Genomic DNA, 17202 nt, shown 5'->3' with positions numbered 1-17202 from the left:
CGACGCGGCGCAGCGGGAGCGCCCGAGATCAGCGGCAGTCGCGGCAGCGGCCGAAGACGGTCAGGTGGCGGACGTCCGTCGCGAACCCCAGCTCGTCCTCCAGGGTGCCGACGAGCCCCTGGACCATCTCGGGCCGGACCTCGGTCACCTCGCCGCAGCCCCGGCACACGAGGTGCACGTGGTCGGCCTCGGACGCCAGATGGTAGGTCGGCGCGCCGTGCCCGAGATGGGTGTGGGTGACCATGCCGAGCTCTTCGAGGAGCTCCAGCGTGCGGTAGACGGTCGAGATGTTGACGCCGCGCGCCGTCTCCTGCACCCGCGAGCAGATGTCCTCCGGCGTCGCGTGACCAAGCGAGGAGACCGCCTCCAGCACCAGTTGACGCTGAGGTGTGACCCGGTAGCCGCGTGCCCGCAACTCCTCGTGCCAAGTGTCGGTCATGCACAGAGTGTACGAGTCTCCGCGCCCGCGATTCGTACAAATCCGTCGCCGATTACCTCCCCGGCAGCTCACGCGTATGACGAAGCCGTCGCCCCGGCGCGCGGAACGCCGCGGGCCGGCTGTTCCCGCCGTTTCAGGTCACGTGATCGCGTGGCTTCGGATCATGGTCGCCGGTGACGAAATCCGTCACGTGACCAAAGCTGACAGCGTCGTGTCTCGACAAGCGCATCCGCCGCAGCGTTCACTTCTGCTGTCCATCCAGGTGATCTCGCCCGGTGGACGACGCCCTCCCCCTCCCCCCAAGAGGAACTATGCACAGCACGACCCAACGCGTCAGTGCGTACGGCGCTGCCCTGCTGGCCGCCGCCCTGGCGTTCACGGCGAACCCCGCACTGGCCGAGACACCCCCGTCCGCCGAGCAGACCGACACCTACATCGTCGCCCTGACCGACCAGCCGCTCGCGACCTATGACGGCGGCGTCGCCGGCATCCCCGCCACCAAGCCCGGCAAGGGCAAGAAGGTCGACACCGCCGGCGCGAACGCCAAGCGCTACCGCGACCACCTCAAGGGCAAGCAGGACCGGGTCTCGCGCAGCGTCGGCGCCACGCCGACCAAGCAGCTCTCCGTGGCGTCCAACGCGTTCGTCGCCGAGCTCACCCTGGCCCAGGTGGCCCGGCTGAAGGCCACGCAGGACGTGCTCGCCGTCGTCCCCGACACTCTGCGCAAGGCGCTCGACGACCGCAAGTCGACCGACTTCCTCGGCCTGTCCGGCGAGTCCGGTGTGTGGTCGCGGCTCGGTGGCACCGCGAACGCGGGCAAGGGCATCGTGGTCGGCGTGATCGACACCGGCATCTGGCCGGAGAACCCGTTGTTCGCGGCCCCGGCCCTCGGCACCGAGGCGCCCACGGACGCCGATCCGTACCGGCCCTACCGGGAGGGCGCGACCACGGTCATGAAGAAGTCCGACGGCGGCACCTTCACCGGTGTCTGCCAGACCGGCGAGCAGTTCACCGCGGACCTGTGCAACCAGAAGGTGATCAGCGCCCGCTACTTCGGCGACGCCTGGCTGAGGAGGGTTCCGCCGGCCAATCGCGCCGACTACGTCTCTCCGCGTGACGGGGGAGGGCACGGCTCGCACACCGCCTCCACCGCCGCGGGCAACGCGGACGTGCCGGCGAGCGTGAACGGCACCGACTTCGGCCGGGTCTCCGGTGTCGCGCCCGGCGCGGCGATCGCCGTCTACAAGGCGCTGTGGGAGAGCGCCGACGGCCAGCAGTCCGGCGGCCTGCAGTCCGACATCCTGGCCGCCATCGACCAGGCCGTCGCCGACGGCGTCGATGTGATCAACTACTCGGTGGGCAGCGATTCGGAGTCCTCGGTGTGGGACTCGGTCGGGCTCGCCTTCCGCGCGGCCGCGGCGAGCGGCATCTTCGTCTCCACCGCCGGAGGCAACAGCGGGCCGGGCGCCTCGACGCTGGACAACACCATGCCGTGGACGACCACCGTGGCCGCGAGCACGACTGCGCCGTACCTGGGCGAGGTCGAGCTGGGCGACGGCACCAAGTACCGCGGTTCGAGCACCACGGTCAGCGACCCGCTCGGGCCCAAGCCGCTGGCCACGGGCCTGCTGGTGAAGAACGGCTCCGCCACGGACTCGGACGCGCAGCTCTGCGCCAAGGACAGCCTCGACCCGGCCAAGGTCGCCGGGAAGATCGTCGTCTGCGAGCGTGGCGTCGTCCCCCGCCTGGAGAAGTCCGGTGAGGTGAAGCGGGCCGGCGGTGTCGGGATGATCATGGTCAACATGGCCGACGAGGACACCGTCGCCGACTCGCACCCCGTGCCGACCGTGCACATCGGCGGCTCCGGCGTGCCGGCCGTGCTGGCGTACGCGGCGACCGACGGGGCGACCGCGACCCTGCGGCCCGCGAGCGCCGACGGGGCCGTCTACCCGCAGGTGGCGGGGTTCTCCTCGCGCGGCCCGTCGCTGACCAACCACGGCGACCTGCTCAAGCCCGACATCGCCGCCCCCGGTGTCTCGGTCCTGGCGGCCGTGGCCCCGCCGGCGAACAACGGCAACACCTTCGGCTTCTATGACGGCACCTCGATGGCTGCCCCGCACATCGCGGGTCTGGCCGCGCTCTACCTGGGCAAGCACCCTGACCTGTCGCCGATGGCGATCAAGTCCGCGATGATGACGACGACCGTGCCGACCAAGAACGCAGACGGCACCGACAGCACCGACGTCCACGCGCAGGGCGCGGGCAACGTCGACCCGACCCGGATGCTCGAGCCCGGCCTGGTCTACGACTCCGCGGAGCAGGACTGGCTCGGCTACCTGGAGGGTCTGGGCCTCAGGACGGGCAGCGGGGTGGCGCCGATCGCCACCAGCGACCTGAACTACCCGTCGATCGCCGTCGGTTCGCTGGCCGGCACCCGTACCGTCACCCGTACGCTGACGGCCGTCACGCCCGGCAAGTACAAGGCCGACATCGACCTGCCCGGCGTCAAGGCCAAGGTGAGCCCGTCCATGCTCCGCTTCGACCGGGCGGGGGAGACCAAGTCGTTCACCGTCACCATGGAGCTGAGGGACGAGACCGCGACCGACATCGTCGGCTCGCTGACCTGGACCGGCGAGGGCCGTACCGTTCGCAGCGCCATCGCGGTGACCGCGCAGGGCGTGCTCGCTCCCGCCGACGTGCGGGGCAAGGGCGCGGACGGGTCGGTGTCCTTCGAGGTGACCCCCGTCATGAAGAAGACCGGCATCACGTCCTACGGGCTGGTCTCCGGCCCGGAGATCGTCGGCTCGACCGGCCCCGAGGAAGTCAACGGCAAGCAGTACGCGATCGACGTCCCTGAGGGGACCAAGGCCGTGGAGTTCCGGGCCCGCCCCGACAACGACCTGGAGCTGGGCTTCGGCGGACTGGTCATCTACCAGGGCCGGGAGCTCGCGGGCTGGGTGGATCGTGACGGCGACGACTTCCGGCTGGTCCTCCAGCGGCCGAAGGCCGGCACGTACACCTTCGTGCTCGTCAGCTGGGCGACCGCGCCGGGCACCACGTCGACTCCGTTCCACGCGCAGGCCAACGTGGTGACCGACACCCCGGGCGTGGGCGGTCTGACCGTGTCGCCGCGCCAGCTCAAGGGCACCCCGGGGGTCGCCGAGACGCTGACCGCCAGCTGGTCGGGGCTCCCCGACGGGCGGCCGCACACCGGTTACATCGAGTACCCCAACGGGGCCGGAACCGTGATCAGCGTCAACTGACGGCCTGATCCGATTTGACCCGGAGAAACGAAAGCGCGGGGCCGGACGACTTCGTCCGGCCCCGCGCCGTTTCGCATCGTGATCGGCGGCGCGGTGTTCCCCTTTTCTCCCATCAGGCCTGGTCAGGGCCTCGGAAAAGATCGCCGAATAATCGGTTGCCACCCCCTCCGAGCGTCGCATAACGTACGAGGCACGCAGAAAGGAGGTGGTCCAAACAATGGTGATTCATAGTTGGACTAGCGAGGTGGCTGTCCGCTAGGACGCCGTCCATTCGGACCTCCGTCTGGATGTCGCACGACGTCCGGCGAATCCTCGACAGACACCGGAACCCCGGGCAGCCGGCGGTGTGGGACCCGCTCCCCGCCTTGGTCCAGCCGGCCCGCCTCACCCAGAGGCGGAGCGCGCCCGGGGTTCTTTCTTTTCTCCAAGGGCGGGGATCGGGGTCAGACGCCCAGAGCCTCCGGGTTGGCGCAGTGCAGCGGCGGCTCTCCGCCGAGCAGGCGCACGATGTCCCCGCAGATCATCCGGCTGTGGTTCACCTCGGTGTCATACGTCCCGTCGCCGATGCCCGGGGTCAGCACGACGTTGTCCATGCCCAGCAGAGGGTGGTGCGGATCCGGGGGGACGTGGTCGAGCGCCGCGCCGCCGAGATGCCCGGTCTTCAGCGCGCCGACCAGCGCCTCGGCGTCGTGGAACTCGGGGCGGGCGGTGTTGATGAAGATCGCTCCCGGCTTCATGGCGGCGAACTCGGCCGCGCCGATCACGGCGCCCGTTCCGGGGATGCCGAACGCGCCTCGGGTGCCGATCGCGCCGCCGTCGCGGACGGGAGCGCCATGGACAGAGACCACGTCGGCCTCGGCGATCAGCCGGTCGATGCCGGGCCGGGCCCGGGACGCCTCGGGACCGTGGGCGATCACCCGCATCCCGAGCCCCTTCATGCGCCAGGTGACCGCCCGCGCCGACGGGCCGCCTCCGACGATGCCGAAGGTCCGGCCGGCCAGCTCCCAGGACCGGTGCCGCTCGCGCTCATCACGCGTATGGCCCGCCCGGAGGTCACGGTCGGCCACCAGCAGCCGGCGGTTCACCGCCAACAGCAGCGCGAGGGTGAGCTCGGCGATGCCGTCGGCGTCGCGTCCGGGGGCGCACAGCACGGGGATCCCCCGGGCCGTGGCCGCCGCGACGTCCACGTTGACCGGCTCCGCGCGCGTGCAGGCGACCGCGATCAGGGGCAGGTCGAGCACCGGCCCACCGACCTCGTCTCCGTCGGTGATGAGGATGCGGGCGTGCTCCTCCTCCAGCCGGGCGGCCAGCTCCGCCGCCCGATAGCCGCGCGGCGGACGCCGTACCGAGACCGGCTCGTAGATCACCTCGGCCAGTTCACACAGCCGGGCCCACGCGGGACCCCGCATCGGCGCCAGCACCAACGCCCGTGGCCTCATCGCATCTCCTCGTCCACCCGTCGGCATCCGCGCACCACCATCGGTCCGTATATGTCGGCCCAAATAGGTTGGTGCGTAGATATCGGGCGGAAGCGGCGCGGCGTGACAGCCGGACTCCGCGCGGCGTGACGGGCCGTGCGGCGAGGAGGGCGCGGGCCTACTCGTCCGGGGTGAAGTCGGCGACCTTCTTCAGCTCGGCCGACGTGTGCGACTGCAGCGGGTGCCCCATGGCCGCCATGTCGTACGCGTACATCAGGTTGCCGTTGACCAGCCCGTACATCCGGTGGCCGGCCGCGTAGTCCTTCGCGGTGTCGGTGCGGGCGACCAGGTCGGTGCGCAGCTCGATCTTGTGGAAGACGACCTCACCCAGGTAGATCTCCACGATGCCGGTCGGGTGCGCGATGCAGACTTCGAGCTGCCGCTCCGGCTGGATCCGCCAGAAGCCCGACTCGGTCGCCAGCGGCCGCACCTTGGCGCCCTCGTCGTCGAGCAGCCAGGTCCGGCTGGTGTACGTCAGGAAGGGCTTGCCGTTGTGCCCGAAAACGATCTCCTGCCCGAAGTTCGCGCTCTCCATCGTGGGGTAGCCGACGACGCCGGCTCCCTCCCAGCGGCCGAGCAGGAAGGCGATCGGCTCAAGGTCAGGGTGTACGTCCATAAGACACGAGCTTAGGGCGTGTTCCAGGCGTCCGACCCGGTCGCTACCCCTCGCCCCTCATGTCCCACCTTGTACGGCTTTGCGGCGGATGTAGGCTGCGGGCATGGCACGATCTCTGGTCATCAAGGTCACGGCCGGGGCGGACGCGCCGGAGCGGTGCAACCAGGCCTTCACGGTCGCGACCGCGGCCCTGGTCAGCGGCGTACCGGTCTCCCTGTGGCTGACCGGCGAGTCCTCCTGGTTCGCCCTGCCGGGCCGGGCCAAGGAGTTCAACCTGGAGGAGGCCGCCCCGCTGGCCGACCTCCTCGACGCGGTGCTCGCCGGAGGCAAGGTCACGCTCTGCACCCAGTGCGCGGCACGGCGCGGCATCACCGTCGACGACGTGATCAACGGCGTCCGGATCGCGGGCGCGCCCACGTTCGTCGAGGAGATCCTCGCCGACGACGTCCAGGCCCTGGTCTACTGACCCGCGCCGCTCCCCCGGCGGCTCCGAGGCGATCGGCCGCCGGAACGCGAGGCGTACGGCCCGCCGGACGGGTTCAGGCGGGCAGGACGGTCGCCAGCCGCTCCTCACGCAGCCGCTGGTACCAGGTGTCGTCGATCGGCGCGAGCGGCCCGACCGTCCAGGCGAGCAGCAGGTCGGCGAGAGCCGGGTTACGGGCCAGCGCGGGGCCGTGCAGGTAGGTGCCGATCACCTTGCCCGCGTAGCAGCCCTCGGTGCCGTCGCCGTTGCCCGTGCCGACGATCGTCCGGGACAGCGGCCGCACGCCCGGCCCCAGCCGGGTGACGCCCATGTGGTTCTCGAAGCCGGTCAGCGTGGGCATGCCCAGCGCCGGATCGACCTCCGCGGCCAGCTCGCCGACCGCTCGGCGCTCTCCGCGGCCTGAGCTGATGTCCAGGAGGCCGAGGCCGGACACCGGCTGGCCCTCCTCGCCGCCGAAGACCGAGCCCATGATCTGGTAGCCCGCGCAGACGGCCAGGAGTGCGGCCCCGTGGGCGACGGCACGGTGGAGGCCACCGTCCTTGCGCAGCCGCTCGGCGCCCAGGATCTGCGGCCGGTCCTCGCCGCCGCCGATCAGGTAGATGTCTCCCTGCTCGGGCACCGGGTCGGACGAGCGCACGTGGACCGTCTCGACCGACAGGCCGCGCGCGCGGGCCCGCTGCTCCAGGATCAGGACGTTGCCCTGGTCACCGTACGTGCTGAGCAGGTCCGGATAGATCCAGACGAGGCGAACGTGAGAGGTCATGCCGGGACTCCACTCGTCGGGCGGCGGCCGTGGTCACTCCGCACGGCCGAACTCCGTACGGATCTGCTGGAAGGCGGTGTAGTTGGCGATCACGTCGATGCGGCCGGGCGGCAGCACGGCGACCGCCTGTCCGAACGACTCGCAGAGCTGGAACGGCACCCCGGCGACGTACAGCCGGAGGGCGAGGTCGCGGCGGCGCTCCCCGGTCACCAGGACGGGACGCCCGCGCAGGATCCGGTAGTCGATGTCCCAGAGCCAGGACGTGTCACGTCCGTCGGGTCCCTGCGCGTTGACCGACAGGATGATCGGCAGCGAGGGGTCGGCGACGTCGAACGCCTCCAGCCAGCCGGCCGGGTTCTTGGCGAGCAGCAGCCGCAGCGACCGGCCGTCGCGCTCGACCGTGGTGTAGCGCCCGGCGACCGAGGTCACCTCGCGCAGCCCCAGGAGGGCGTGGCCGGGTTCGAGCCCGAACGCCGCCACGGTGGCGAGGGCGATCGCGGCGTTCGCCCGGTTCGCCTGGCCGGGAAGCTGCAGGTCCAGCCGCCACCGCTGACCGCGCGGGTCGATCACGTCCTCGCCGTCGAGCACCCAGGACGGCGTGGGACGGCGGAACGCGCACTCCCGGCAGGCCCAGTCGACGCCCTTGCGGTCGAGCGGGCCTCCGCACTCGGGGCAGCACCAGGAGTCCTCGCGCCAGCGCTGGCCCGCGGACACCCACGTGACCCGGGCCGAGCCGGTCGCCGCCCAGGCGACCAGCGGATCGTCGCAGTTGGCGATCACCAGCGTGGACTGCGCGGCGAGGGCGCGGCGCCACTTCTGGGCGAGCAGCCAGATCTCCCCGGCGCGGTCCATCTGGTCGCGGCTGAGGTTCATCAGGCAGACGACGCCGGCCTGCGTGGTGTCGAGCACCTCGGGGAGGTACTTCTCGTCGACCTCCAGCACCGCGTACGGCGCCTCCTTCGCCGAGGAGAGCGCCGAGACGTGGCCGGCGGGCATGTTCGCGCCGAACGCGTTGGTGGCCACCTCGCCCAGTTGCCGCAGAGCCGAGGTGATCAGACGGGTGGTCGTGGTCTTGCCGTTGGTCGCGCTCACCAGGGCGAGCCTGCGGTCCGCCGCGAGCTGGCGGAGCAGGTCCGGCTCCAGCATCAATCCGACCCGTCCGCCGATCACCGAGCCGTCGCCGCGCCCGGTCGCCCGGGACAGAGTCGCGGCCGTACGGCCCAGAGCACTGGCGAGCTGCGCCCGCAACGGAAGCTGACTCATGCGCTCCTCCTCATGCCGCTCACCATAATGCGCCGATCGATCCTATTCGGATTCGTCCAGGTCATCGCCCTGGCGTAGGGTCGGGGGACGCACACGAAAACGCAGCCCGGTTGGTAGCCCGGGCGAGTTCCTCGTATCCGCCCTCTCCAGGGCTGTCCGGTGTGCCGGTCAGCGGCCTCGTCAGGCCGTCGTTCGGCATACGACTGGAGAGCAGCGATGGTCACCCTGTCTGTCTTCTTCGATTCCCCGTTCTGGGTCGGCGTACTGGAGATCCAGGAGAACGGGGAACTTCGGGCGGTCCGTTTCGTGCTCGGCTCCGAGCCCACCGATCCCGAACTCCACGAGTTCCTCATGCGCAACGGCGTGGCCCTGCTGGAGCAGGCCGCGTCCGCCCCGCCGGTGAGCGCGAACACGTCGGCGGCCAGGCGGCCCAACCCCAAGCGGGCCGCCAAGCTCGCGAGCCGGGCGGTCAGGACGATGCGGAGCACCGCCTCCCAGGAGGCGATGCGGCTGGAACTGGAGAGCCGCAAACGCGAGGCGGCGGCCGACCGCAAGGAGCGCAGGAAGGCCGACGAGGAGCACCGCCGGGAGGTGGCCCGCCGCAAGCGGATCGAGCGCAAACGGGACCGGTGAGCCCGGCCCGCGAACCTTGGCCGGGTCGGTCACTTCGCCCGAAGGAACCTCCGGTCCTCGCGAAGCCCGCTCCGCTGGGCCAACGCTTCGGTCCTCGCTCCCTTCCGCTCCGCTCCCTCGACCCCGGTGAACGGTTGTGGACAACGCATCAGTCGGGGAACGAGAGCTCGGCCGGGGCGTCGCCGTCGAAGGGGAGCACGAACCGGCGCGGCCAGGACAGCACCGTCTCCAGCCAGCCCGCCCCCATCGTCTGGGCGACGTACCGGAGGCGCTCACGCGGCTCCACGGCGATGGCGACGGTCGTGATGTCCCGCTGGATGCCCTCGTGCTCGTCGTCGCCCAGGATGACCCGCCAGGCGAGCGCGCGGTTGCGGTCCACCTCCATGGACAGCGGGTGGTGGCGCAGCGCCTTGGCACGGTGGCCGAGCAGCTCCGTCCGGGCCGCGGCACCCGGGGGCGTCCGGCCCGGTGCCGCGTCACCCGTCCCGTCGCGGTCCGCACGGCCGGTCCCGGTCTCGTCGCCTTCGTCCTGGTCGGCGTGCCCGCCGTACGCCCCGTTGACCCCCTGGTGCGGGTACGGCCGCCCGGACGGGTCGGTGCCGAACAGCGCGTACTCCATGACGGGGGCCGGGCTGCGCAGATTGGGCGCCGGGTGCCCGAAGGGGAACAGCCGCTCGACCTCGTGCAGCCAGCGCACCTGGGGGACCACCCAGGCGGCTCCCGGCCGCTCCCCCGCCTGTGTGGGCCCGGTCCGGCCCGAGGGGCGCGTGGGGGCCACCGGCTCCGGTCGCCGGGCGGGGTCCTCCGCTCCCCCGGCAGCGCCCTCTACAGCGCTCTCGGCCGGGCCCTCAGCCGGGCTCTCGGACGGGCTCTCGGACGGGCTCTCGGCCGCCTCCTCCTCGTCGCCCGGCTCATCGTCGCCCGGCTCGTCGTCGGCCCCCGCCGAAGGCTCGGTCGTGCGGTCCGGTCCGGCGGCCGCGCCCTCGGCCCCCGCCGCGACCGCCGCGGGCACGGGCACCGCCGAGGCCACGTGTTCCGCCTCGGCCCGTACGGCGCGCGCGGCCGGGCAGGCGGGGACAGAGTCGGCGGCGGACTGCGACACCGCGGACGGCAATGCGGCGGACTGCGACACCGCGGCGGCGGAGTCGAGCAGCGCGGCGGCGACCTCGGCCGCCTTCTCGGTGAGGAGCGCGGGGTCGAACCAGGTCCGCAGGGACCAGGCGCGGCGCGCCACGCACCGCTCCACCAGCGTGGCGAGAAGGCACTCGCGGCGCTTGGGAGGCAGCTCCGCCCAGATGTCGGCGAGAATGCGCGGCACGCCCGGCAACGGCCGGTTCGTCACGAACGCCAGCACGACCGTGTCGGTCCAGATGCGCAGCCACGCCCATTCGGGCGCGACCGCGAGCAGGTCCGCCTCCCGGAGCTCGAAGAGCGTGCACGCCTTGCCCGTACGGCACTCGCGGCCGCAGGCGGCCGAGCGGCGGCCGCAGATGGGCGGGATGGGGCTGAGCATGGCGCGCTCGCGGCCCTCGCCCAGCGGGACCTGGACGCGCAGCGGGCGGTCCATGCCGTCGGCGAACACGGCGGCGTACCCGGGCTGGAGCGAGACGACCTGGCGGGACTGGTCCTCGCTGAGGTTCATGGCGGCCCCGACGAGCTGCCGGTCGTCCTCGGCGGGCAGCCGGTGCACGACCTTCAGCGCCGTGTTCTTGACCACGTCCGAGACCAGCTTGGTGGGGATCTGCTCCGCCACGATGATGCCCTCGCCGTACGCGCGGATCTCGGCGAGCATCCCGGCGAGCAGCTCGACGGCGTGGGTGGAGGCGCGCTGCGCGCCCCGGTCGCGGAGCAGCCGGTGCGCCTCCTCGATCACGATGACGTGCCTGAGGCCGCCGCCGCTTTCCTCCTGGGACAGCTCCTGCCGGGCGCGCATCCGCAGATGTTCGACGATGCGGATGATCAGCGTGCCCATGAGGAACGCCTTGTCCTCGTCGTTGGCCACATCCTCGATCGCGAGCACGACGTTCCGCTGGAGCAGGCCGCCGATGTCCGCCGGGTGGCCGCCCTCGAAGAACCGGCCGGCGCTGCCGACCCGGAGGCTGCGCAGCCGGAGGCTGATGAACCCCTCGACGTCGGCCTGCACCTCGTTGCCGTACCCGATCTCCTGGATCACCTCCAGGGCGTGCTGCTGGAGCTGCTCCAGGGTCGGTACGGCGGGCTGGACCGCGGCTCCGGGGATGCCGCCGCCGGTGACCACGTCCCACCCGTTGGCCTCGTAGACCCGCTGCAGGGCCAGGGACATGATCTGCGGGAACGGCTCCTCGGCGTCGAACGCGGCCATGAACAGGGCGCGCACCATGTCGATGTGCGCCTGCACGGGATAGCCGGGCTCGGGCGCGAGCGGGTTCACGCTGAACGGCACGTTGTCCGGCGCCGAGGGGTTGATCACTGTGAGCGGGGCCAGGTGCTCGACCCGGCCGGCCATGGCGGCGTACTCGGACTTGGCCGGCTCGATGGCGAGCCACGGGATGCCGGCCTTGGTGAGCTCCTCAAGGAGGTGCCGCACGGTCTGCGACTTGCCCGATCCGGTGGCGCCGGTGACGAAGGCGTGCCGGTTGAGCGTGGCGAGCGGGACCCGGAACGTGCCGACCGCCCGGTCCTGCCCGTCCACGATCGCGCCGAGGTTGATCGTCTCGCCGCTCGTGCTGTCCGCCTCGCTGGTCACGTCGAAGAAGCCGGCGTCGAGCACGCGTACGCCGGGGACCTCGCGGCGCGGCAGCCCGGCCAGCGCCGCCAGCGCGCCCGCCGTGGCCGCGAACGGCGCGGCGGCCCCGTCGGCGGGGTCCTGCAGGGTGACGTGGAGCGCCTCGGTGAAGCCGTACCCGGACTCGGGCGAGGAGCCGTGCGGCGAGCCGGAGCGGACCGGATCGGACAGCAGCGGCCCGGACATGGCGCTGCGCAGCCGGTACGGGTGGTGGCTCATCTCGACGGAGCCGACCAGGACGGGGGCGATCTGCCGCAGTTCGTCCGGACCGGCGGCGCCGGCGAGGACCCGGACGTTCCACAGCCCGGCCTCGCGGAAGGCGTCCAGCTCCTGCATCCGGCGTTCGGCCCGCTCGGCGTCGAACCGCGACCGCTCCGAGGCGTCGCCGTACTGGCGGAGCACGTTGAGCTGGGTGCGCAGGTGGGCGACCTCGGCGTCGAGCAGGTTGGTGGGCTCGGCGACGACCACCCAGCCGAACGGCCGGGACATCAGCGTCACCAGCGTGGACTCGAACAGCGTCGGCTGCTTGGGCTCGTCCGGCTCGGGCTCTCTGCGGCCGCTGAGCGGGGGCGCCTGGCGGCCGGGGCAGGGCGTCCAGACCAGGTCGGCGAGGTCGGCGAGCCACTCGTCCCCGATCTCGACGCCCCGGGCGCCGCCGGGGAACAGCAGCGGCTGCGGCCCGGTGGGCGTGACGTCGATCGAGGTGACGGCGCGTTTCGGCGGGCGCGGCGGCGTGAGCGGGCCGGCGTTGGTGATGAGTTCGAGCGGCGCGCCCGCCCCTCGCGACAGCCAGCCGATCACGAACGGCCGGTTGCGCTGCGCGGCGGACAGCACGGCCGGCAGGACCGTGACGAAGTCCCACTCCGCCGACGAGCTCCGTGAGGGCGCGGAGATGGCCTGGATCCGGTACCAGGGCCCGCTCAGGGGGAACGGATGCATGAGACCCCTCGGTTGACGGTTATCAGGGGAGAGACTCTTTCGCCGATCACGTTCGCACCGTCGTCTTGACGATGTGATTACCGTGATTTGCGCCAGTCAAGACGCGGCGGCGGCGGCCCGAGGTTCGGCGGCGGGGCGTCCTCGGGCTCGGGTTCGGCCCCCGGCTCCCCGTCCGGCGGATGGTCGGCCTCCTCGGGCGGGGCGAGCGCCGCCCGCCGTACCTCCTCGAAGTCGCCCAGCGTCGTCTTGGGGAACGCGAGGATCGCGGGGTTGGCGTCGGCGAGGCGGACCTGCCGCCCCTCCGCGGTGGCGTGCGTGACGATGACCGAGGTCGTCGGGAGTTGCTGGAGCTGGTGCGGCTCGACCAGGAACTCGCGGGAGCGCTGCAGGACGCCCTCCGCCATGCCCGTGGCCGCGCTCGACGCGCTGCGCCCCCACTGGGTGGACGCCGTGATGTCCTCCTTGAGGTCCCCCTCGCCCTTCGGCTCCGGGCCGACGTGGCCCTCGCCGACGGTCGAGGTGTAGTGGCCGCCCGCGCCGCTGACCGCCGAGCTGAACGTCTCGGTGAGCTGGGCCAGCTCCAGCCGGTGCTCGGTGCCGACGTGCTCGCTGGCCACGCGGGCGTCCTCGGCGTTCCCCAGCCGCATGAACGCGACGGCGGCGTGGCCGCGCCCGAGGCGCTCTCTGACCGTGGGGGTGAGGCTGCGGTAGGTCAGGACCAGCCCGGTACGGGAGGTCTCGCAGGCATCCATCAGCCGGTCGAGCACGTCGCCACGCAGCTTGTCCGCCCCCGCGACGATGATCGTGTGGTACCAGGGCCGCTCGGAGGCGGGCGACTGGCGCAGGATGTGCGTCAGCGCGGTCGCGACGTACGTGCCGAGGACCCGGTTGCCGAACACCCCGGCCTGGCGGTCCATGCTGACCACGCGCAGCCGGGCGGGCGGCAGCCGTACGGCCTCGGAGCCGAGGGACTCCAGCTTGCGCAACTGGGACTCCAGCGCCCAGGCGCGCTCGATCACCACGCGGTCGGCGACGCCCCGGCCGAACAGGGTGCCGATGCGTTCGAGCTGGCCGGCGGTGAGCAGGCCGTACCGCATGTCGTCGCGCGGGTCACCCACCTGGGCGAGCGCCCGCAGCGCCGCGGTGACCTGGTTGATCGTGGCGTTCTCGCCGAGGACCTCCAGCACCCGCTCCAGGATCGCGTTGTCGAAGCCGACGTCCCTGTGGGTCTCCTCGCTGACGCTGACCACGTGGGCGAGGACGTCGGCGAACGCGTCGGGCGGCAGTGTGGCTCCCAGGTCGAGCCGGGGCAGGTCGACGGGGAGCACCCAGACGAGCGGGTCGTCGCCGCCTCTCTTGGCCAGCTCGACGAGGTCCTTGGCGATCGCGCCTTCGGACAGGTCGAGCACGGTCAGGTGGCCGCCGCTGTACAGCCGGGTGGCGCCGATCAGGGTGACCAGGGCCGACCAGCCGGGGAGCGTGCCCCCGGCCACGTCCACGCGGTCGATCTCGTCCGGCACGGAGACGCCGTACCAGGTGAGCTGCCGGTCGAAGGCGTTCTTCCGCTCCGCCCACTCGCGGTATTTCGCGGCGTGCTCCTCCTGGGCGGCGGCGCGCTCGCGTTCCCGGCGCTCCCGCTCGCGCCGCGCCCGCGCCGCGCGCTCGTCCGCGCGCTGCCTGATCGCCCGGTCGCCCTGCCGGATCGCGTACGTGCAGATGCCGGCGACGCCGCCGGTCGCGACCAGGCCGATGAGGACGAACGACCAGGTCACGGGTCCGGCTACGCCGAGGATGAGGATGACCGCGGCCAGCACGACCATGAACATCCGGAAGATCCGGACGGGGCGGTTGAGCAGGTCCTCCTGGAGCCGCTGCCGCGCGGCCCACTCCGGGCCCGGGTCGTCGTGCGCCGGCTCGGCGAGGTCCTCGCGCGCCGGACGTTTCGGTGGCGGCCCCGGGTCGGGATGCAACAGGGCGTACTGCCAGCCCAGGTAGATCCGATCCGCCTGAAGCCGGCCATGCTCGGGGTGCAGGTCGCCCACTGACCCTCCATGTCCGCCTGGATCACAGCGTAGGAGTTGGAAAGCCGATCAGGGTGGCGTTCTCGCCATTCGGACACATTTGCGACCTCGCCGGTGGGATGTTTGCGGCTAATGGTGCAAGTGTGGTCGTACTAGCATCCATTGCCATGACGTCCTCCCCCCGTGGCGCACGCCGCCGACGCCCGGTACTCGTCCCGGTCGCCCTCGCGGTAGTCGCGGTGGGGATCGGGGCCACCGCCGCCCTCGGCGGCCTGAAAGAGGCTCCGGAGGAGCCCCCGCCGAAGGTGCAGCCGGGTGAGGTCATCGACCAAGGCGAGTTCCACACCCAGTTCCTCAAGGCCGTCGACACGGTCGAGCGATCCGAGTTCGGCAAGACCAAGCGCTACCTGAACCTCGTGCTCAAGGTCACCAACATGGGCGACACGACCGCGGGCATCGGCATGCTGCACGACCCCGGTCAGCCGTGGTCCCGTGACGCCGGCTTCGCGAGCTCCTTCGTCTCCATGACCCCCGAGATCAAGCAGGAGTACGGCCCGCGCGTCCACGTCCTCAGCTACGGCGTGAAGAGCCAGCAGCTCCACCCCGGGATCACCGCGACGGTAGTCGTGCAGTACGAGCTCGATCCGTCGGCCAAGGCGCCCGAGTCGGTCACGCTGGCCATGGGGCGTTTCGTCTACCAAGCCCCCGGTCTACGGGACCAGTACCGGATCTGGCGGCTCGAGTTGGAGGAGGACGCGGAACCCGCCGTCCCCGTCGTGGCCGCCCGGGTCACCCTCCCCGTACGCCAGGAGGAGGCGTGATGGCCGTGACGTCGTCCGAAACCGAAAGCCGCGAGGCGACCGCGGGCGGCCAGAAGCGGACGCGCCGCGGCGGCATGGCCCGGCGGATCGCCGGGGTCGTGGCCGGCATCGCCGTCGCGGCCGCGGCCGTCTACGCCCACACCTTCACCCTGCCGTACGAGCAGCGCGGATCGGCCCTCACGATCAAGGGGACGGCGGGCGAGCTGGTCGAGACGAAGTTGTTCAGCGCGAAGGTCACCTCGGTGGTCGCCGCGCACGCCGTGGAGACCAAGGGCACCACCGGCCAGGACACCGAGGTCGAGACGAGCAATCTGTTCCTCGTGGCCGACATCACGGCCACCACGCCCAAGCGGCCGATGCAGTTCGGCCGGCTGCAGCCGCCCGTCCTCCTGACCGCGGACGGCCGGCGCTACAAGGCCACGGACAAGGTCGACGAGAGCCTCACCCTGTTCAACAAGGTGATCCAGCCGGGTCTCTGGTCGAGGGGCGTGCTGGTCTTCGAGGTCCCGGAGGACGCGCTGCCCGGTCTGCGGTTGGTCCTGATCCCGCCGCAGGGAGGCCTCGTCGTCGACACCTTCATTCCCGAAGCGGAGATCGACCTCGGTCTGTCGGAGGGCGCCGCCGCCCGCCTGGTGTCCCAGGCGGAGCGGGTGCACTCCCTGGTGGACAAGAGCTGATGCGCGCGTCAGACGACCCGACCAACGGGCGGAGCCCGGCCCACGAGGCCCAGGGCTTCCCCTCCCGGCAGACCTACCGGCTGTCTCGTCAGGCGAGGTGGAGAGATGAGTGAGTCCCCGATGGAGGGGCGGCGCCGCCGCCAGCGCGAGCGGAACAGGGCGCGGGACTGGTTCTCGCCCCCACCCCGGCAGCGCCCCCGCCCCGCCCCGGCGCCGCAGATCCCGATCCCCGGGACGCTCCGCAGAAACCTCCCCGACCTGCGCGTGTGGCCGCCGCTGCCGGAGAACGAGGACAGGTCCACCCAGCCCTTCCCGGCCGTCACGGGCGACGAGGAGGCCACACCCCGCGCGGCCTCTCCGACCCCTGCGCCGGAGGCGCCCGGACTCGGCGCGCAGAGTCGCCGCCCCGCCGATCAGGAGGCCGTACCGCCTCCGCCCGAACCCGGCGCGTCCCGGCGGCGTGCCCCGATGCCTCGCGGCAAGCGGCTCGCCCTCCAGGGCACCGGCGCGCTGATGTCCATCGTGGTCGCCGTCGCCGCCCCCGGCTGGTTCTCGTACGGCGTCTACGAGTACGGCCGTCCGTCCGACCACATCCAGACAGTGCGGCCGGGAGCGACCGCCACCTGGCAGCACGTCTCGTGGCGGGTCGCGGTGCAGCGGATCTCCGACCCCACGGGCAAGCCCGGCGCCCCGGACCGCCAGTGGTTGAAGATCGTCGCCACCAGGACGGCCCTGGACGACGAGGGAGCCATCCGGCACGGCGCCCCCGACGTGGAGTTCACCGACCGGGCCGGGCGCACCTGGCAGGCCCGGCTCCTGAACGACGACACCCCTCCGGACACCCTCGACAACAAGATCGGCACGCCGTACCGGGTCGAGTTCGTCGGGGTGGTGCCCCCGGCGGTCGCGGACGAGGTGATGGTCGACCTGCGCCCGAGCACCTACCGCAGCGTGCCGGGGCAGTCCGTCGAGGACTTCATGAAGGAGGCCGGGGCGTCGACCGAGAAGCGGGACCGGGTGCTCAGGTTCCTCCGCTGACGC

At 72.1% G+C, this 17202-nt stretch carries 13 protein-coding genes; 6 read left to right on the top strand and 7 right to left on the bottom strand.

All coding sequences use genetic code 11. The annotated features are described in order from the left end of the window. Positions 1–28: 28 nt before the first annotated feature. Positions 29–439, bottom strand: a complete 411-nt coding sequence (locus ACQP1V_RS05965; RefSeq protein WP_066933898.1) for a Fur family transcriptional regulator — start codon at positions 437–439, stop codon at positions 29–31. A 311-nt stretch (positions 440–750) separates the two neighbouring features. Between ACQP1V_RS05965 and ACQP1V_RS05960 the strand changes: the two genes are divergently transcribed. Continuing rightward, positions 751–3702: a S8 family serine peptidase gene (locus ACQP1V_RS05960; protein ID WP_433419638.1), complete on the top strand. Its 2952-nt coding sequence runs from the start codon at positions 751–753 to the stop codon at positions 3700–3702. A gap of 443 nt (positions 3703–4145) precedes the next feature. Here the strand turns inward: ACQP1V_RS05960 and ACQP1V_RS05955 are convergent, their stop codons facing one another. Together ACQP1V_RS05955 and ACQP1V_RS05950 are read right to left on the bottom strand one after the other, a co-directional pair. Next, on the bottom strand, positions 4146–5141 hold the full coding sequence (locus tag ACQP1V_RS05955; protein ID WP_433419635.1) for an NAD(P)-dependent oxidoreductase: 996 nt from the start codon (positions 5139–5141) through the stop codon (positions 4146–4148). 157 nt (positions 5142–5298) lie between these two features. Continuing rightward, a complete protein-coding gene (locus ACQP1V_RS05950) occupies positions 5299–5796 on the bottom strand; it encodes an FABP family protein (RefSeq protein ID WP_067143079.1) in 498 nt (165 codons plus the stop codon). Positions 5797–5899: 103 nt separating this feature from the next. On the opposite strand from ACQP1V_RS05950, the gene ACQP1V_RS05945 reads away from it, so the two are divergent. Then, positions 5900–6262, top strand: a complete 363-nt coding sequence (locus ACQP1V_RS05945; protein ID WP_433419631.1) for a DsrE family protein — start codon at positions 5900–5902, stop codon at positions 6260–6262. A 73-nt stretch (positions 6263–6335) separates the two neighbouring features. Here the strand turns inward: ACQP1V_RS05945 and ACQP1V_RS05940 are convergent, their stop codons facing one another. Together ACQP1V_RS05940 and ACQP1V_RS05935 are read right to left on the bottom strand one after the other, a co-directional pair. Continuing rightward, positions 6336–7043 (bottom strand): type 1 glutamine amidotransferase, encoded by a 708-nt coding sequence (locus ACQP1V_RS05940; RefSeq protein WP_433419628.1) that lies wholly within the window; start codon positions 7041–7043, stop codon positions 6336–6338. 33 nt (positions 7044–7076) lie between these two features. Continuing rightward, positions 7077–8306 carry a MurT ligase domain-containing protein gene (locus tag ACQP1V_RS05935; RefSeq protein ID WP_067143069.1) on the bottom strand — a complete coding sequence of 410 codons (1230 nt, stop codon included), beginning with the start codon at positions 8304–8306 and terminating at the stop codon, positions 7077–7079. 216 nt (positions 8307–8522) lie between these two features. Here ACQP1V_RS05935 and ACQP1V_RS05930 point away from each other — a divergent pair, with 216 nt between their 5' ends. Then, the gene (locus ACQP1V_RS05930) at positions 8523–8939 is read left to right on the top strand and encodes a YjdF family protein (protein WP_433419625.1); all 417 of its coding nucleotides are present in this window, start codon (positions 8523–8525) and stop codon (positions 8937–8939) included. A gap of 148 nt (positions 8940–9087) precedes the next feature. Here the strand turns inward: ACQP1V_RS05930 and ACQP1V_RS05925 are convergent, their stop codons facing one another. Further along, a complete protein-coding gene (locus ACQP1V_RS05925; protein WP_433419623.1) occupies positions 9088–12642 on the bottom strand; it encodes an ATP-binding protein in 3555 nt (1184 codons plus the stop codon). 77 nt (positions 12643–12719) lie between these two features. Continuing rightward, the gene (locus ACQP1V_RS05920) at positions 12720–14684 is read right to left on the bottom strand and encodes a hypothetical protein (protein WP_433419620.1); all 1965 of its coding nucleotides are present in this window, start codon (positions 14682–14684) and stop codon (positions 12720–12722) included. A gap of 146 nt (positions 14685–14830) precedes the next feature. Between ACQP1V_RS05920 and ACQP1V_RS05915 the strand changes: the two genes are divergently transcribed. The 3 genes from ACQP1V_RS05915 to ACQP1V_RS05905 all read left to right on the top strand — a co-directional run bounded on the left by ACQP1V_RS05915 (position 14831) and on the right by ACQP1V_RS05905 (position 17199). Next, a complete protein-coding gene (locus ACQP1V_RS05915; protein WP_433419617.1) occupies positions 14831–15484 on the top strand; it encodes a hypothetical protein in 654 nt (217 codons plus the stop codon). Continuing rightward, positions 15484–16161, top strand: a complete 678-nt coding sequence (locus ACQP1V_RS05910; RefSeq protein ID WP_433419615.1) for a DUF4352 domain-containing protein — start codon at positions 15484–15486, stop codon at positions 16159–16161. The genes ACQP1V_RS05915 and ACQP1V_RS05910 overlap by 1 nt, the downstream gene beginning before the upstream one ends. Positions 16162–16266: 105 nt before the next feature. Further along, the gene (locus ACQP1V_RS05905) at positions 16267–17199 is read left to right on the top strand and encodes a hypothetical protein (protein WP_433419612.1); all 933 of its coding nucleotides are present in this window, start codon (positions 16267–16269) and stop codon (positions 17197–17199) included. Positions 17200–17202: the final 3 nt, after the last annotated feature.

Origin of the sequence: Microtetraspora malaysiensis (assembly GCF_050947145.1) — a bacterium.
In the GTDB taxonomy this organism is placed as follows: Bacteria; Actinomycetota; Actinomycetes; order Streptosporangiales; family Streptosporangiaceae; genus Microtetraspora_A; species Microtetraspora_A malaysiensis.
Note: the sequence above shows the minus strand (reverse complement) of the source record. Positions and strands in the feature narration are given on the sequence as shown.

What these genes read in the sequence shown, in the direction of transcription:
- ACQP1V_RS05905 (WP_433419612.1), top strand. Translation starts at nt 16,267, where the DNA reads ATGAGTGAGTCCCCGATGGAGGGGCGGCGCCGCCGCCAGCGCGAGCGG.
- ACQP1V_RS05945 (WP_433419631.1), top strand. Translation starts at nt 5,900, where the DNA reads ATGGCACGATCTCTGGTCATCAAGGTCACGGCCGGGGCGGACGCGCCG.
- ACQP1V_RS05930 (WP_433419625.1), top strand. Translation starts at nt 8,523, where the DNA reads ATGGTCACCCTGTCTGTCTTCTTCGATTCCCCGTTCTGGGTCGGCGTA.
- ACQP1V_RS05915 (WP_433419617.1), top strand. Translation starts at nt 14,831, where the DNA reads ATGACGTCCTCCCCCCGTGGCGCACGCCGCCGACGCCCGGTACTCGTC.
- ACQP1V_RS05940 (WP_433419628.1), bottom strand. Translation starts at nt 7,043, where the DNA reads ATGACCTCTCACGTTCGCCTCGTCTGGATCTATCCGGACCTGCTCAGC.
- ACQP1V_RS05925 (WP_433419623.1), bottom strand. Translation starts at nt 12,642, where the DNA reads ATGCATCCGTTCCCCCTGAGCGGGCCCTGGTACCGGATCCAGGCCATC.
- ACQP1V_RS05910 (WP_433419615.1), top strand. Translation starts at nt 15,484, where the DNA reads ATGGCCGTGACGTCGTCCGAAACCGAAAGCCGCGAGGCGACCGCGGGC.
- ACQP1V_RS05965 (WP_066933898.1), bottom strand. Translation starts at nt 439, where the DNA reads ATGACCGACACTTGGCACGAGGAGTTGCGGGCACGCGGCTACCGGGTC.
- ACQP1V_RS05955 (WP_433419635.1), bottom strand. Translation starts at nt 5,141, where the DNA reads ATGAGGCCACGGGCGTTGGTGCTGGCGCCGATGCGGGGTCCCGCGTGG.
- ACQP1V_RS05935 (WP_067143069.1), bottom strand. Translation starts at nt 8,306, where the DNA reads ATGAGTCAGCTTCCGTTGCGGGCGCAGCTCGCCAGTGCTCTGGGCCGT.
- ACQP1V_RS05950 (WP_067143079.1), bottom strand. Translation starts at nt 5,796, where the DNA reads ATGGACGTACACCCTGACCTTGAGCCGATCGCCTTCCTGCTCGGCCGC.
- ACQP1V_RS05960 (WP_433419638.1), top strand. Translation starts at nt 751, where the DNA reads ATGCACAGCACGACCCAACGCGTCAGTGCGTACGGCGCTGCCCTGCTG.